Annotated in this window: 13 protein-coding genes and 1 pseudogene; 10 read left to right on the top strand and 4 right to left on the bottom strand. The window is 69.5% G+C overall.

Features of this window, described 5'->3' with window-relative positions; genetic code table 11:
• Positions 1-85: 85 nt before the first annotated feature.
• The 3 genes and pseudogenes from ACFYUV_RS06715 (at position 86) to ACFYUV_RS06705 (ending at position 1,720) form a co-directional block, all read left to right on the top strand.
• The gene (locus ACFYUV_RS06715) at positions 86-622 is read left to right on the top strand and encodes a GNAT family N-acetyltransferase (RefSeq protein WP_387665769.1); all 537 of its coding nucleotides are present in this window, start codon (positions 86-88) and stop codon (positions 620-622) included.
• Positions 540-1,178 (top strand): annotated as a pseudogene (locus ACFYUV_RS06710) (helix-turn-helix domain-containing protein); the annotation flags it as partial. The gene ACFYUV_RS06715 and the pseudogene ACFYUV_RS06710, both read left to right, overlap by 83 nt.
• Positions 1,160-1,720 (top strand): transposase, encoded by a 561-nt coding sequence (locus ACFYUV_RS06705; RefSeq protein WP_387665767.1) that lies wholly within the window; start codon positions 1,160-1,162, stop codon positions 1,718-1,720. The pseudogene ACFYUV_RS06710 and the gene ACFYUV_RS06705, both read left to right, overlap by 19 nt.
• A 7-nt stretch (positions 1,721-1,727) precedes the next feature.
• Here ACFYUV_RS06705 and ACFYUV_RS06700 read toward each other — a convergent pair whose 3' ends face one another.
• The 4 genes from ACFYUV_RS06700 to ACFYUV_RS06685 form a co-directional block, all read right to left on the bottom strand.
• Positions 1,728-2,858 carry a hypothetical protein gene (locus tag ACFYUV_RS06700; protein WP_387665764.1) on the bottom strand — a complete coding sequence of 377 codons (1,131 nt, stop codon included), beginning with the start codon at positions 2,856-2,858 and terminating at the stop codon, positions 1,728-1,730.
• Positions 2,855-3,130, bottom strand: a complete 276-nt coding sequence (locus ACFYUV_RS06695; RefSeq protein ID WP_387665762.1) for a helix-turn-helix transcriptional regulator — start codon at positions 3,128-3,130, stop codon at positions 2,855-2,857. Before ACFYUV_RS06695 ends, ACFYUV_RS06700 begins: the two co-directional genes overlap by 4 nt.
• Positions 3,131-3,441: 311 nt before the next feature.
• Positions 3,442-4,380 carry a DNA methyltransferase gene (locus tag ACFYUV_RS06690; RefSeq protein WP_344219840.1) on the bottom strand — a complete coding sequence of 313 codons (939 nt, stop codon included), beginning with the start codon at positions 4,378-4,380 and terminating at the stop codon, positions 3,442-3,444.
• Positions 4,380-5,318, bottom strand: a complete 939-nt coding sequence (locus tag ACFYUV_RS06685; protein ID WP_387665760.1) for a hypothetical protein — start codon at positions 5,316-5,318, stop codon at positions 4,380-4,382. Before ACFYUV_RS06685 ends, ACFYUV_RS06690 begins: the two co-directional genes overlap by 1 nt.
• A 618-nt stretch (positions 5,319-5,936) precedes the next feature.
• Here ACFYUV_RS06685 and ACFYUV_RS06680 point away from each other — a divergent pair.
• The 7 genes from ACFYUV_RS06680 to ACFYUV_RS06650 all read left to right on the top strand — a co-directional run bounded on the left by ACFYUV_RS06680 (position 5,937) and on the right by ACFYUV_RS06650 (position 15,451).
• Positions 5,937-6,341, top strand: a complete 405-nt coding sequence (locus ACFYUV_RS06680; RefSeq protein ID WP_387665758.1) for a hypothetical protein — start codon at positions 5,937-5,939, stop codon at positions 6,339-6,341.
• 433 nt (positions 6,342-6,774) lie between these two features.
• The gene (locus tag ACFYUV_RS06675) at positions 6,775-7,560 is read left to right on the top strand and encodes a hypothetical protein (protein ID WP_387665756.1); all 786 of its coding nucleotides are present in this window, start codon (positions 6,775-6,777) and stop codon (positions 7,558-7,560) included.
• A 371-nt stretch (positions 7,561-7,931) separates the two neighbouring features.
• Positions 7,932-8,351 (top strand): pilin, encoded by a 420-nt coding sequence (locus ACFYUV_RS06670; RefSeq protein ID WP_387665753.1) that lies wholly within the window; start codon positions 7,932-7,934, stop codon positions 8,349-8,351.
• Positions 8,352-8,602: 251 nt separating this feature from the next.
• Positions 8,603-10,084, top strand: coding sequence for a hypothetical protein (locus tag ACFYUV_RS06665; protein WP_387665751.1), 1,482 nt, complete (start codon positions 8,603-8,605; stop codon positions 10,082-10,084).
• Positions 10,081-11,043, top strand: coding sequence for a PrgI family protein (locus ACFYUV_RS06660; protein ID WP_387665748.1), 963 nt, complete (start codon positions 10,081-10,083; stop codon positions 11,041-11,043). The genes ACFYUV_RS06665 and ACFYUV_RS06660 overlap by 4 nt, the downstream gene beginning before the upstream one ends.
• Positions 11,040-12,890, top strand: coding sequence for a VirB4 family type IV secretion system protein (locus ACFYUV_RS06655; protein ID WP_387665746.1), 1,851 nt, complete (start codon positions 11,040-11,042; stop codon positions 12,888-12,890). Before ACFYUV_RS06660 ends, ACFYUV_RS06655 begins: the two co-directional genes overlap by 4 nt.
• Entirely contained in the window at positions 12,887-15,451 is a 2,565-nt protein-coding gene (locus ACFYUV_RS06650; protein ID WP_387665744.1) for a type IV secretory system conjugative DNA transfer family protein, read from the top strand. The genes ACFYUV_RS06655 and ACFYUV_RS06650 overlap by 4 nt, the downstream gene beginning before the upstream one ends.

The following is a 15,451-nucleotide window of genomic DNA, read 5'->3' as shown; positions in this document are numbered from 1 at the left end:
TGGGTGATCTGCCAGTGAATCCCGATCCGCGATGCCTAGTGCCGCATCAGGCAATGTTTGCCCCGTGTGACGCGTAAGGTATTGCTTGATCATCAGGGTCGTTTCGTGGGGGCTGGGCGTGATCCGCTATACCGATGACATCGCCGAGGTCGGTGAGGGGATGCTGCGCGGGTTCTTCGTCGGCTGGCCGCGGCCAGCCTCGCCTGCGCAGCACTTGGCGGTGCTGCACGGAAGCTTCCGTGCGGTGGTGGCCATCGACAGCACCGCTGGTCGCGTCGTCGGTTTCGTAACCATGATCAGTGATGGCGTGCTCACCGCGGCGATCCCCTGGTTGGAGGTCCTCCCCGGTTACCAGGGCCGGGGGATCGGAACCGAGCTGATGCGCCGCATCCTGGAAGGCACGGAACGGTTCTACTCGGTGGACCTGCTGTGTGACGCACCGCTGCAGCCCTACTACGCCCGCTTCGGGATGGTCCCCCTGCCCGGGGCGGCCCTGCGCCACCCCGCGGCCCTGCGCGGCGGCGCCATTGCAGCGCCGCATGCGCAGGATGCTGGTGCGCCCAATCGGGAAGCGCCAGGCTGTGCGGGTGACGGAACGAGTAGGGGTTCATGCGATCGATGACGACGAGGGCCGGCGGCTGCTGCGGATCATCCGCAGACGCGCCGGCTCGGTCGTGACTTGGCGGCGCGCGCAGATGGTACTGCTGTCCGCACAGGGCATGTCGGTAGCGAAGATCGCCGAGGTGACGTTCACCAGTCCGGACCGGGTCCGCGATGTGATCCACAACTTCAATGACGACGGTTTCGAGGCTCTTTACCCGAAGTACAAGGGCGGACGGCCCAGGACCTTCACCCTCCCCGAACGACGCGAGATCAAGAAGATCACCAAGTCCAAGCCGGCCGAGCATGGCCTGCCGTTTTCGACCTGGAGTCTGGCCAAGCTGGCCGACTTCCTGGTCGCCGAGGGGGTGATCGACGACATCAGCCACGAGGGCCTGCGCATCCTGCTCCGCGAGGAGGGCGTCTCCTTTCAACGCGTAAAGACCTGGAAGACCTCCCGTGACCCGGACTATGCCGCCAAGAAGGCCCGCGTGGAGCACCTCTACGCGATCGCCGACGGCGAGGTCATACCCGAGGACGGCGAGCCCGAAGTCGTCTTGTGCCTGGACGAGTTCGGCCCGCTCAACCTCCAGCCCCATCCTGGGCGGCAGTGGGCCGAGCGCGGCGGGAGGCACAAGGATCCGACCGTGAGCCCCGGCCCCGCCGGCGGGCGACGTACACCCGCCCGCACGGGGTCCGGCACCTGTTCGCCGCCTGCGACCTTGGCAAGGACAAGCTCTACGGGCACGTCAAGCCGAGGAAGAACCGCGCCAGGTTCCTGGAATTCTGCCGCTACCTGCGCAGCCTCTACCCGTCGGAGGTCCGTATCGCGATCGTGCTCGACAACTTCTCTCCACACCTGACCACGAAGAAGGACACTCGGGTCGGCGACTGGGCCGCGGCCCACAACGTCGAGCTCGCCTACACTCCGACCAACAGCTCCTGGCTCAACCGCATCGAGGCTCAGTTCACCGCCCTGCGCTACTTCGCCCTCGACGGCACCGACCATGCCAGCCACAAGGAGCAGGGCAGCATGATCCGCCGCTACATCATCTGGCGGAACAAGCACGCCGCCGACGAACGCCTCCGCGAAGTAGTCGACAGGGCGAACGTTGCCTGATGCGGCACTAGTAGTTGACATCCGGCTTGCGGATTCCTACGCCCTCCCCTCGCCGCAGCCCGCACATCGCATACAGCCGGTAGAGCGCGAACAGGCGGTCGTTGCGTGCGTAGGCGAGAAACTGCTGCAGCTGCTGAGGTGTCCACACCATCACCGGTGAGGGGCGGGGCGCGCCGATGTAGGCGGCGACCGGGTCAACCCGTTTGCCTCCCGTGGCCCGCTTGAGCCGCTCCAGATGGCCGGCATGGTCGGCACGCCGCTGAGTGACACGCTCTTCCGTCCAGACGACCGGCTTGGGCCGGGTCACCGCGGCGAGCTCGACAACAGCGGCGGGGTTGAAGTCCAGCAGCCGATCCTGCCGGATCGCGATTTTGAGCGCGTGCCGCAGCGTCGCCCGGATACGGTGCATCGTCGTCGGGCCGACCGGACGCCGGTATCGCACTGCCTGCACGCGGGCGGGGTCGCCGCTGGCGCGTTCGGTGGCGATGATGTCGTTGAACTCCTCGATCGCATCGAACATGCCCGCGATGTCGGACACCCGCAGCCGGTCCAGCCGGACGTCGCCCAGGTACGGTTTCAGGTAGAGCCGGATGTGGGACTCATAGGCGCGTTTGGTGGTCGGCTCGATGGCGCGCTTGCGCCCCAGGAACTCCTCCAGCCACTCCGCGACCGTGACGTGCCGGTTGAGGTCTTGGCGAGTGCGGACCTTACGCCGCACCTCTTCGGTGTCGGGCAGGCTTTTGGTGTCCTTGAGCATCGACAGCATCAGCGCGGTGATCTGCCTGCGCACCGCTGGGTCGGGGTCGAGGGCGAGCAGGCCGCGGGCGTGATCCAGCTCCGCCTCCGCCTCCTCCAGCGTGGCGAACCCGCGCCGCCGCAGGGGGGTGCGCCGCCTGCCGTCGGCGTGCGCGGGCAGCTCGAGCTGGTAGGCCCACGTGCCGTGCGTTGAGCTCCACCGTCGGCCGCCACTGGCGTGGCCGGTGCGCAACTTCGGGCAGGTCTTGCTGATGTTCTTGCCGGTCTCGGGGTCGACGCAGGCGCAGATCTTGAACGTGGTGCCCTTGGCGACCTTCGCCTCCCTCCCTGCCGTCATGGCTGTCTGAGACGCGATGTCTGAGGTTGCGCCCATCGTGGTCATCCTTCCTTTCCTGCCGGGTGGCTGCTGCTGTCCGGCCCGGTGTGATCGACTTGCTCTGCTGGCGGGTCGAGTAGCGCCCGCAGCCCGCGCACCGGCACGGCGTACCTGCCGCCGATGCGCAGCACCCGGCAGGGGAACTCGCCCGCTTTCGCGAGCCGGTATGCCTTGGTGCGGCCCATGCCGAGCAGCCGCCCGGCCGTCAGCAGGCTCACCACCTCCGGCCGCTCCATCGCCTCGGCGGGCAGGGGCTGGTTCGGGGTTGTGCTGGTCATGTGTCACCTCCATGCGCGTTGATAGACAGGGGCCGATCCGTACCGCGCGGGGATGCGCGGCCCCGTCCGGCAGGTGCGGGCTGTGGTGGGCGCTACGCCGCCGCCCCGCCCGCGTCCCGTCGCGGAGCCGGGGGCGGCCGTCCCGTGGACGACGGGGCGGTCACAGCCCCGGCATGCCGGGGTGCGGGGCGGGGTTGGTGGCGGCGGTATCGACGCCCACCTTCATGGCCCGTGTAGCGAAATCCGCAGGTCAGGGCACGAACCCCTGTTCCTGGCCCGAATCCGGGCCGGGAACAGGGACGACTGACGTGTTACTCCGGCTCGCCGCCGTCTCGCAGGCCCGAGATGTCCCCCGACGAACCCTGGAGTTCCTGCTGAAGATCCTTCGGTCTCCGTGAACCCGCGGGCTCCGCAAGCGCGCGGAAGATGAGCAGGTCTTCATGAGCTATGGCGTGGATCGGCAGGCCGCGCGCCCATGCCTTGCGTGCCTCGTGGAGCTGGAAGAACGACGCTCGGTTGAGGAGGTGGCCGTCGCCAAGCCCGCACAGCAGGCACACGATCCGGTCGGCGAGCACCAGCCCGGCTTCCTGAGCGATCTGGTGGACGTGGCCGGGCAGATCGACCAGCTCGCCCCGCACCCGATACGGCCGCACGGTGATCGCCGCCACCCCGCCGGGGCGCAGCAGTTCCTTACATCCGGCCAGGATGCGGCCGAACCCCTCCAGCAGCGCCGGAAGTTGCTGATGGGCGAGGTTGCCACGATCGGCCGAGTAGTGGTGGTTCCACTTGCGCACGCCCGGCTCGCCGGTATCGCGCGTGGAGCGGATGTGCCCGTGGGTGTGAGCGCCGTAGGGCGGGGAGGTGAGCACCAGGGCCGCCCGCCCGGCCAGGTCCGGCAGCAGCCGGGCGATGTTGCGTGAGTCCCCGGCCACCACCCGGCCGAACCCTTCGGCTCCCTGTTTCCTGGCGTGGGCGAGGTTGGCGACCGCCAGCCGCGCCCACTGCTCCTCGTACTCCACCCCCGCGACGTGCCTGCCCAGATGCGCGGCCTCGACCAGGGTGGTACCGATCCCGCACATCGGATCGACCACCAGCTCCCCCGGCCGGGTGTAGGTGCCGATCACCCGAGCGGCGATCGAGGGAAGCATCTTGCCCGGATGCCCCATCGACTCCGGCAGATACCGGCCGCGCCGCTGCACCCGCGACGGCTGCTGCCCGGTCGTCCACACCGACGTCGTCACCTCGGCCATCAACGACCACCTCCCACCGGGGCAACGCCCCTGGCAGCGACTGGCGAAGCAGTACTGCCCGCCGGAGGTGTCGTCGGTTCTGGCGGCTCGGCGAGCCCTCGTGGGCGGGTGAACAGCAGCACGTCCGAGTGGACGCGGGTGCTGGCAGGCAGTCCGGCACATGCCGGAAGTTCTTGGAGGGTGGCCAGGCCGTGACGCAGGTGGTCCGGTTCGATGTGCTCGCCGCGAGCGGGCTGGTGCAGGGCGATGATGTGCTGCAGATACGCCAGCCCCGCCTCACGCGCTCGGGCGATGATCTCCGGCAGCGGATCGACCACGCGGCCGGCGCGGTGCAGGCCGGTCACCACGGCCAGATGCCCGCCCGGCTTCACCAGCCCCGCCACGTCGGCGAGGTCCAGGACCTGCGCCTCAGCGCTGGAGTCTGGCCGACCACCCGCGGCGAGCGGCTGCGGGCAGGGCCGCTCGGCCACCACCAGGCTGCCGTTCCCCGCCAGGTCGGCCAGCATTGACGGCCCGTCGTCTGCGGGGTCGGTGACGCGCAGGTCGGTGACTTCCAGGTCGTAGCCGGGGTGGGTGCGCGCCAGCCGGGTCCAGATCACCCCCGCCCGGCCCGCGTCGGTGAAGACGGCCACCGGCAGGCAGCCCGCCGTCAGCGCGGCCGAGATGACCTGGTGATCGGTGGCGCCCAGATGGATGACGCTCTCGCCCATGCGGGCGCAGGCGGCGATCAGATGACGGGCCAGCGGACCGGAGACCGGGTGGCAGCAACCCGCCTGGCAGGTGGCGGCCGTTTCGGTGTCGGCTGCGGCCAGCCACACGGTCAGCGGCAGATGCCCTCGTGAACGGTCTTGCACGTCGCGGCTTACGCACAGTTCCCGAAAGAGATCGGTAGCTGGGGCGGAGGTGCTGGACGAAGAGGTTGTGGTCGGTTCGGTCATGTGGGTGTGGCCCGAGTACCGGGTCAGCGATCCCTGTCACTGATCCAAATACCGGCCCGAGAGCCTGTGTTAGGACAGGCCGTCAAGCAAAAGTTCGACAAGTACTTGCCGCTACCATGTGGCTCCGCCATGTGCGCGTGAACACCTCCGGTTGCTCTTCTCTGCGCGCCCGTCCTCTGGCAGGGACGGGCGCAGCCTCCGGTGAACACCAGGGCTTCGAGGACGTACCCCATCGGGAAGAGCGCATCTCCGCATCTCAATTCCGCTGCTCACCTTCCGTATTCGTCCTGTCACGCTGATACTGGTGTGCTTGCGGGTCGGATACCGAGGCGGGTCCGGCCCGTACGGGCGGGCTGGACATTGGAGGGGCCCAGTCCGTTCGGGGATGTGCTGGCCTGGCCGCCTTTCACACCGGGCCAGCACATACGCCCTACCGTCGCCGATGATCCCGCACTCGATCTGACGTTTCCGCAGGTCACAGCGTTCTTGTGCACGTGCCGTACACCCCTCGGGCAGTCTCCGTCGCCCACCTTCATCCCGGTTGGCCGCCACCTGTCGGCGGCATCCGCCTACGCTGAGAAGACACGGCCCAGCCGTGTCAGCGGGAGGTGGGGTCACATGGCAGGCCGGAAGGATGAGCTGGCCGAACGCCGCTTCACCAAGCTCGTCGACCAGCTCAAGGCGATGATGACCGCCGGCCTCAAACCCGAGTACCGCGGCTTCTACGGCCAGCTCATCCTCACCCACGACGCCGTGATCGAGCTGGGAGAGCTCGCCGACCTGCGACGGGCCGCACGAGCAGCCGGACGCCGGCTTGGCTGGCGCGTACGCACTCACGTCGCCGACAACGGGACCCTCTTCATCATCGACGATCGGGACCCGCCCCAGGAGATCCGCCAGCTGGCAGGCCGCCGTGCGGCCGAGGCCGTCTCGGCCGTCATCACCCGCGCCCAGCACGAGGCCCGCATGTTTCGCACCAGCCAGCCCATCACCCGGCCGGACGACCGCGATGAAGGCTCCTGACCAAGCCAGGTGCGGTCCCTCGGTTCGAGCCAGGTCCAACCGGTTGACGCAATCTTGACGCGAGAGTTTCGGTCTCATCCTGTTCCCGCAGGTCAGCCCGTTTCCGCATGCAGAATCACGGGATGCGCCTTCGCTCGGATCGGCGGGCACGGACCGCAGGTTTCTGACGTTTCCGCAGGTCAGCTCTGCTTCTGAGACGTGATCCGAAACTGGCGCGATCTTTGCCATGCCCGATGTCTGATCATTTCTCGTCCGGTTCTTGCCCAGGGCCTTTGGCGGGATGGCGACGTCCGAACCGAACTCGTCCCTCGGGAGCGTCGCCATGTCTCACCCTTCGACCAGCCGGTCTGCACACCTCGCCAGCTCAACCGTCAACAGCACGCCCAGCCACACCTCGGTCCGTCTCTCCACTGACACCACCTCGACCACCGCCATGTCGACCACCTCGGCCGTCACGACCACGAGTTCGCTGCCGCTGGACGTGGCCGGGCACGCGTTCGAGCTGCTCATGCGCGGCCCGCAACCGCTGGCCGTCGATGGAGCCGCGCTCGGGGAAGGGCTCCCCGCCCGGCTCATCCCGCTGGGCGAACTACGGCACCTGCTGCTGCACCCGTCCTGCACGCGCACCACCCGCGACCACGTGTGGCGGCACCTCATCACGCAGGCCCGTACGCACCGGGGCGTGTGGATGGTCGCCGCTGTCGCACTGGCCCGCCCCATGCTGGGCCGCCTCGTCACCGCTCTGACCAACAAGACCCACGCCGAACAGATCGGCCATCCGGACCGGCTCGCCCGCATGGACCAGGAAGACCTGGAAGCCGAAGTCCTGACCGCCTTCATGGAAGCCCTGGTCCGGGTGAACCTTGCCTGGTCTCACCCGCTGCTGCGGCTGTCACGGCTGACACAGTTCGCCGTGCTCCGGACCCTCGCCATCGAGCCGCCGCGTCCACTGGCCGATCCCGACCTGCTCGACCGCGCCGAGAGCGGGCAGCAGCCGCTCACCTACCCGGCCGGCCACCCCGACCTGCTGCTCGCCCAAGCGGTCGCCGAAGGGGTCATCACGCGGGATGAGGCGGAGCTGATCGGCTTGACCCGGCTGGAGGGCGTCTCGCTCAGCTCCTACTGCCGCCGCCGCGGCCTGCTGTATTGCACCGCGCTCAAGCGCCGTCAGCGCGCCGAGAACGCCCTCTACCAGGCGTTCCTCAAGCGCACCCTGTAGCGATCGGACCGGCGCCAGCGCGAGTTTGCCAGCAAACACCACGCAAAATCCACTGGCCACCATGTCCTAACTCGACGCTTCGACCTGGTCTTTGGACAGGTGAAGGCAGCGCGGAAGATCGCCGAGCCCGGCAGCGGGACCCGTACCTGGTCACCGGTCCCTGTCACCCGGCCCAGCCCACGCTCCGCACCTCGAAGGAGGACGCCCACCCGGCCCCGTCGCCGGGCCTGGCACCTCCGCGCCGCCCTCACCCCGCACCATCGGCCCGCACCATCGGCCCGCACCATCGGCCCGCACCATCGGCCCGCGCCGTCGCCCGCCCGCGACCGCGACCGCCGCTCGCTCCGCTCCACCGCTCTGGGAGGCAGCACATGATCCGCCCACGCCGCACCACTTCTCCGCACGCCCACAGCCTCAAGATCTGTCTCATCGTTCTGGTCGTTCTCGGCGGTCTCGTCATGGGCACCCTGCTCGAATACGTGATCGTCCACGCCGTCGCCTTCGCTAACGCCTACGCCGACACCACCAGCCTGAACTCGGTCAGCATGGCAGCGGCTCCGTCCTCGCTGAACGCGGTGATCGACAACCTGCGCAACGTCATCGTCGGCCTCCTCGTAGCACTCGCCACCTTGTTCCTCACCGTCGCAGGAGTGCGCTACATCCTGGCCGGCGGCGACCCCGGTGAAGTCGAGGCCGCCAAGAAGGGCCTGCGCTACGCCGCCCTCGGCTACGGCATCGCCGCCCTGGCCCCACTGCTGGTGACCATCCTCAAAGGCATCGTGGGCGCGTAATGATCTGCCGCCATGAACCGGGCGGAGCAAGAAGGCGGCCGACGGCCTGGCTGGTTCGGGCCTGCGTGAGCTTCCTGCTCGCCGCCACCGTAACCGGGCTCGCCACACCTCTGCCGGCCCGCGCCGAACCCACCCCGACGCCTTCGGCCACCACGAGCCCGAGTCCCGCTCCGTCGCCCCAGGTGACTTGGATTCCGCCCGCCACCACGCCGCCCACTGTCCCGCCCGGCGGGGTGCCGGAGTGCGGGTGGATGGATGTCGGCTGCAAACTCAACCAGGCGATGAACGGCTGGTTCACCAGCCTCGTCACCGACGCGATCAACCCCGCTTTCGTCACGGTCGGCAGCACCCTGCTGGCCGCCCCGCCGCCTCTGATGCTGGAGCGGGTCCGGGAGCTGTCCGGGCACGTCCGGCTCGTCGCCAACGCGCTGCTGGTGCTCATGGTGGTGGCCGGTGGCGTGATCGTGATGGCCCACGGCACCAGCCCCGGCAACTCCACCACGCCCGGCGAGATCATCCCACGCCTGATCGTCGCAGTGATCACGTTGAACGCCTCGCTCACGATCTGCCAGTACGCGATCGAGCTCACCAACGCCATGGTGACTGCGCTGCTCGGCGACGGCGTCGACGGCCAGCGGGCCGGGAATCTAATCGCCGCCAAGGTCGACGCTCTGATCAAGGACCCGACCGGCACCGTGCTGTTCCTCGTCCTGCTGATCGGCACCGCCGTCCTGATGGGGCTGCTCCTGACCTTCATCGGAGTCATCCGCGTCACCCTGCTGCTGTTCCTGATCATCACCGCGCCGCTCGCCTTGTTGTGTCACGCGCTGCCGCAGACCGAAGGGATCGCGCGCCTGTGGTGGCGCAGCTTCTTCGGCCTGCTCGCGATCCAGATCCTGCAAGCCATCGGGCTGATCCTGGCGTTCAAGCTGGTGCTCACCGATTCGGCCGCCGCCTATCCGCTCGCCCCCGCCACCCCCAGCACCGGTGACGCGGTCGAGGCGATGGTCCGGCCTACCGCCAACCGGGCGCTGGACGTCCTCATCTTGATCGGCGTCCTGTTCGTCCTGATCAAGATCCCCGGCTGGGTCGCCAAGACAATCTGGCAGCAGGGCCAGCCCACCATGCTCAGACGCCTCGTTAAAGCCGTGATCGTCTACAAGACCCTCGGCGCCGCCCGGTCCCTCGGCAAGACCGGCCGAGCCGCCACTGCCCGCAAAGACCATACGGCAGCAGCCCACCGGCACGGCCGACCAGGCAACGGCAAGAGCGGCCCTGGCCGAAGCCTGAAGCCCGGCAGTCCAACCGCGCCCAAGCCTCCAACCGGCCCGAAGACGGGAGCCGCCATGCCCAACCGTTCGCCGTCCTGGCAACAACTTGAACTCCCGCTCAACCTGCCAGCACCCGCCTCGCCCGCGCCCACACCCGAAGCGGCTGCCGCCTCGGCGAGGCGGGCCCGGCAAGGCACTCAGCTCGCGCTGCCGTTCCCGGTCACCCGCGTTCCGCGCCCACCCGTACCACCGGGTGTTGCGCCGTCGCGCACGCCTTCGGCATCGGCGTCGGCGGGGGCGGGGGCGGCGTCGGGGCCGTGGATTCGGCCCCGCCCGCCGTGGGTGCAGGACCGGCTTCCCGGCATGCCCACCCGGCCGCCCCGCCCCGGTCAGCTCCGCCTCCGGCTCGACCCGCCACCCCGCCGCACGCCGCGCACTCCACGACGAGGAGGGAACGGATGAAGCACGAGGCGGAGCCGCCGCCGCTGCTGGCCCGCATTCCGGCCGACATCAACCAACCCGACAAGATCGCCTACGGGCTCACCGTCCGCCAGCTCCTCATCGTCGCCCTGACCGGCGGCATCGCCGCCGCGGTCTACTACCTGTTCCACCAGCTCCTGCCCGTCGTCATCCTGGCCGCGATCCTGCTGCCGCTCATCGCCCTCGGCCTCGCCATCGCCCTCGGACGACGGGACGGGCTGAGCCTGGACCGATTCGCCCTGGCTGCCCTGCTCCATTTCCGTGCGAACAAGAGGCTCGTTGCCGCGCCGGACGGAGTCAGCAGACCGCCGAGGTGGTGCCGCCTGCGCGGTAAGCTGCCCGTCCCTTTGAGGCTGCCGGTCAAGGCGATCCGGACCGACGGCGCGCTCGAACTCGCCGACGGCGGCGTCGCCGTCCTGGTCGAGACCGGCACCCTGTCGTTTCACCTGCGTACCACAGGCGAGCAGGCCGCGCTGCTCGGCGGGTTCGGCAGGTGGCTGAACTCCCTCGAAGCACCCGTCCAGCTCCTTGCGCGGGCCAGGCCGGCGGACCTGACCGACCTCGTCCAAGCCGTCGAGGCCCAAGCCGATGCCCTGCCGCATCCGGCGCTGGCCCAGGCAGCACGCGACCACGCCGCCTACCTGGCCGAGCTGAACTCAACGCGTGAGCTGCTGGCCCGGCAGGTCCTCGTCGTCCTGCGCGACCATCCTGCCAGTGGCCGAGGTCGCCGCTCGGTACGGCGGGACGCCTCGGCCGCGGTCGTCTTGCGCCGGGCGGCAGAAGCCGAACGCGCGCTGGCCTCGCTCGGCGTGACCACCCGCGTCCTGACCGCCGATGAGGCCGCCCAAGCGCTCACCGAGTGCCTCGACCCCGGGGCCCGTCATCCCGCCGACCAGGCACTGCCAGACGAACTCATCACCTCGACCAGGAGCACGCCATGAGACTGCGCCGCCGTACCAGAGAGCAGCAGCCGAGCCCACTGACCCATCCCGCCGCTGTTGGCGTAGGTGTTCGCACCCTCACCCTGCCCAGCGCCGTAGCCGCGTCATTCGCCGTGACCGGCTACCCGCGCGAGATCGGCGCAGGCTGGCTCGAACCCCTGCTCACCTACCCCGACCACCTCGACGTGTCCCTGCACATCGAACCCATCCCGCAGCAGGTCGCCGCGATGCGGCTGCGCCGCCAGCTCGCCCGCCTGGAATCGGCCAGCCGCGCCGACGCCCAACACGGCCGCCTCCAAGACTTCGCGACAGAGGCCGCCGCCGACGATGCCACCGACCTGGCCGACAGCCTCGCCCGAGGCCACGGCCGCCTGTTCAAAGTCGGCCTGTACCTCACCATCCACGCCCCAACCGAGCCGGAGCTGGCCACCGAGGTCGAACGCGTGCGGGCGCTCGCCTCCTCGCTCCTGCTCGACGCGCAACCAGCCACGTTCCGCGCCTTGCAGGGGTGGACGACGACCCTGCCACTCGGGGTCGATTCGCTGGGCACGACCCGGACGTTCGACACGATGGCGCTGGCGGCGGCCTTCCCGTTCACCTCACCCGACCTCGCCACCGAGGCGGGTGAGACGAGCGTGCTGTACGGGCTGAGCGCCACCGGTTCCGGCGTCGTGCTGTGGGACCGCTACGCCCAGGACAACCACAACTCCGTCGTCCTGGCCCGCTCCGGCGCGGGCAAGAGCTTTTTCACCAAACTCGAAACCCTCCGCCTGCTCTACCAAGGGGTCGAGGTCGCCGTCGTCGACCCCGAAGACGAATACGCCCGCCTCGCGCGAGCCGTCGGCGGCACCTGTCTGCACCTCGGCGCCGCCGGGGTCCGTTGGAACCCCTTCGACCTGCCCGCCAGCCACGGCCCCCGCGACGACGTACTCTCGCGCCGGGCGATGTTCCTGCAGACCCTGATCGCCACCATGCTCGGAGGCCAGCTCAGCGCGCAGGCCCGCGCGGCGCTGGACTCGGCGATCATCAGCACCTATCAAGCCGCCGGGATCACCCGCGACCCCGCGACCTGGACCCGGCCCGCACCCCTGCTCACCGATCTGGTATCCGCTCTTACCGAAAGCGGTAAGTCAGCCAGTTCTACCGGGGCGGAGCTTGCAGCGCAGCTCGCTCCGTACGTCACAGGCTCCTACCGCGAGCTGTTCGACGGCCCCACCACCACCCATCCGTCCGGGCATCTGACCGTGTTCTCACTGCGGGACCTGCCCGAGGAGATGAAAGCGGTCGGCACCCTGCTCGCCCTGGATGCGATCTGGCGGCGGGTGGCCAACCCCCGCGACCGCAAGAAGCGACTGGTCGTCGTGGACGAAGCCTGGCTGCTGATGAAGGAGCCCGAGGGCGCGCGGTTCTTGTTCCGGATGGCGAAGGCCGCCCGTAAGCACTGGGCCGGGCTCGCCGTCATCACCCAGGACGCAGCCGACCTCCTCGGCAGCGAGCTGGGACAGGCGATCGTCGCCAACGCCGCCAACCAGGTGCTGCTCCGCCAGGCGCCGCAAGCCATCGGCGCGGTGGGGGACGCCTTCGACCTGACCGACGGCGAACGCCAGTTCCTGCTCACCGCCGAGCGAGGCGAGGCGCTCCTCATCGCCGGCCCCGCCAGCCGAGCCGCCTTCCACGTCATCGCCTCGCCCACCGAGACAGGGCTGGTCACCACTGACCCGCAGTTCCTGGCCGGACTCGAGGAGTCCTCATCCATCCAGCCCACACCATCACCTCAGCCCACCAGCGTCACCAAGACCACGAACGGCCACGAGCACCTGGACGACGAGGAGGGCGACCCGCTGTGAACTTCACCATCACTGATCCTGAGAGCCCGTGCCTGCTGTGCGGGATCGACGACCACGACGTCCAGACCGCGCTCGACTTCCTGGCCGAGCTTCCCGCGCGGCTGCCCGAGTTCGCCCTTGCCCACGGGCCCGGTCTGCTCGCCGTCCTGGCCCTCGTGTGGGCGACGGACTCCGCGGTGCGCTACCTGCTCGGCTGGGCTCATCACGCCGACATGGCCCCGCAGGCTCGGCTGATTGAGATCTCTTCGCCGCCGCGTAGTGACCCCGAGGGAGCGCTGGTGCTGTGGCGGCAGTTGGTCGGCTTGCTCCGGCCCGCCTGGGCGCGGGTCTTCGACGGGCAACCGCACCTGGTGTGGGAGTACCACGGCAGCGACGCCGGGGTGCGTATCCAGCTGTGGGTGCCCGGCACCGTACCGCCCGGCATCGTGGAGAAGGCCGTCCAGGCAGCCTGGCCCGGCGCGACCACCACCACCAGCCCCGCCACCTCGCCCCTACCCGAAGGCGCGCAGATGGCGAGCGGCAGGCTCGTCCTGGCTGGGCCCGAGCACTTCCCACTCACCACCGACCACGACCACGACCCCGTCCGATCCCTGCTCGAAGCGATGGGCGGCCTGCGCGAGGGCGAGCACGCGGTCGTGCAGATCCTCGCCCGCCCCACCACCGGCCGACGGCTCCGCCACGCCTACCGGGCCGCCGCCCACCTACGCGGAGGAGGCAGCCGAAACCACGTCGGCCGCTTCTTCGACGCCATCCTCCCCATGCCCGCAGACACGCGCGAGCACCCGCCGGGCGAGTTGGCCCGCGACTATCCCGAACGCGCCGAACAGGTCCGCGCGATCCTCGCCAAGGCAGGCCAGCCCCGCTACGAAGTGGCCATCCGGTATGCCGTCGCCACCAGCCGCACGCCTATCTCCGCAGCCCCCTCGACAGCCGTTGTTCAGAACGCCGAGAACACCTCTGCTCTGCTCTGCGGGTGGCTGCGAGGTCGAGCACACGCCCTGGCCGGCGTCTTCGCCCTGTTCACCGGCAGCCACCAGTACCTGCGCCGAGCACGCCTCTGGCGACCCGGCCGCGCGATCAGCTCGCGCCGCCTTGACCACGGCTACCTGCTGTCGGTCGCCGAGCTGGCCGCGCTCGCCCACCTACCGTGGGACAGCGACGCCCCCAGCATCACCCGCGCCGGAGCCCGCCCCATCGCCCCATCACCCGCCGTCCCCCGCAACGCGTCCGGTGGTACGGCACGCATCCTGGGCGACGCCGATAGCGGCCCACAACGCCCCGTCGCGCTACCAGTTGCCGATGGGCGGCACCACACCCACGTGCTCGGCGGCACCGGCGTCGGCAAATCCACCCTGCTCGCCAACCTCGTCCTCGCCGACGCCCACGCCGGACGAGGCGCCCTGGTCATCGACCCGAAAGGCGACCTGATCACCGACATCCTCAACCGGCTCCCCCAACGATCCATCGGCAAAACCGTCGTGTTCGACCCGCAAGATGACGCCCCGCCACCGTCGATCAACATCCTCGCCGGACACGACCCCGCCTTCGCCGTCGACTCCGTCGTCACCATCTTCCACAGATGCTTCTCCACAGCCTGGGGACCACGCGTGGACGACCTGCTCCGCTCCACCTGCCTCACCCTCACCTCCGTCCTGGGCCGCAAGGCGACCCTGGGCGAGGTACCACGGCTGCTAACCGACCAGGCGTTCCGCGCGCGCATCGTCGCCAAGCTGGATGACGAGCTACTGGGCGGATTCTGGGACTCCTACGAAGCCCTCACCCCAGCCGGGCAAGCCACCGTGATCGGCCCGGTGATGAACAAACTCCGCGCCGTCCTGCTCCGGCCGTTCGTGCGGCAGGCACTGGCCAGCCCCGACACCACCGTCCCCATCGGCAAGCTCCTCGACCAAGGCGGCCTGGTCCTCGCGCGACTACCGAAAGGCACCTTGGGCGATGACGCCGCCCGCATGTTCGGCTCCATCCTGCTGGCACACACCTGGCAAGCCACCACCCGCCGCTCCACCCTCGCCGAGGTCGACCGGCCCGACGCCTCACTGGTGATCGATGAGTGTCACAACTTCTTGAACCTGCCCGGCCACATCAACGACGTGCTCGCCGAAGCACGCGGCTACCGGCTCTCTCTGGTGCTCGCCCATCAGCATCTCGACCAGCTACCAGCGGACCTGCGTGAAGCGCTGTCGGCTGACGCGCGGAACAAGGTGTACTTCAACGCCTCACCCAAGGACGCGAACGACCTCAAGCACCACACCGCCCCGTTGATCAGCCCGCACGACCTCACCCACCTCGGCGCTTATCAAGCCGCCGCACGCCTCATCGTCGACGGCCAGCAAACCTCCGCGTTCACCCTGCGTACCCGGCCCCTGCCCGCACCGATCGAAGGACGGCAAGAGGCCATCAGGCAGGCATCCCGCGTGCGGTTCGCTCAGCCTGGCCGAACCCCCCGACCTCCCGTCCGCAGGGCCCGACAGATCCGCGTTGAGCTGGACCTGCGCCCCAGCATCCACGGCCAGACGACTACGCGAGACGAGCCGCTCAACTGA

This window comes from Nonomuraea sp. NPDC003560, assembly GCF_042878785.1.
GTDB lineage: Bacteria > Actinomycetota > Actinomycetes > Streptosporangiales > Streptosporangiaceae > Nonomuraea.
This window is presented reverse-complemented; position numbering and strand designations above follow the sequence as displayed.

Coding starts and splice junctions, on each gene's coding strand:
- ACFYUV_RS06700 (WP_387665764.1), bottom strand. CDS start 2,858: ATGACCACGATGGGCGCAACCTCAGACATCGCGTCTCAGACAGCCATG.
- ACFYUV_RS06695 (WP_387665762.1), bottom strand. CDS start 3,130: ATGACCAGCACAACCCCGAACCAGCCCCTGCCCGCCGAGGCGATGGAG.
- ACFYUV_RS06690 (WP_344219840.1), bottom strand. CDS start 4,380: ATGGCCGAGGTGACGACGTCGGTGTGGACGACCGGGCAGCAGCCGTCG.
- ACFYUV_RS06685 (WP_387665760.1), bottom strand. CDS start 5,318: ATGACCGAACCGACCACAACCTCTTCGTCCAGCACCTCCGCCCCAGCT.
- ACFYUV_RS06680 (WP_387665758.1), top strand. CDS start 5,937: ATGGCAGGCCGGAAGGATGAGCTGGCCGAACGCCGCTTCACCAAGCTC.
- ACFYUV_RS06675 (WP_387665756.1), top strand. CDS start 6,775: ATGTCGACCACCTCGGCCGTCACGACCACGAGTTCGCTGCCGCTGGAC.
- ACFYUV_RS06670 (WP_387665753.1), top strand. CDS start 7,932: ATGATCCGCCCACGCCGCACCACTTCTCCGCACGCCCACAGCCTCAAG.
- ACFYUV_RS06665 (WP_387665751.1), top strand. CDS start 8,603: ATGGATGTCGGCTGCAAACTCAACCAGGCGATGAACGGCTGGTTCACC.
- ACFYUV_RS06660 (WP_387665748.1), top strand. CDS start 10,081: ATGAAGCACGAGGCGGAGCCGCCGCCGCTGCTGGCCCGCATTCCGGCC.
- ACFYUV_RS06655 (WP_387665746.1), top strand. CDS start 11,040: ATGAGACTGCGCCGCCGTACCAGAGAGCAGCAGCCGAGCCCACTGACC.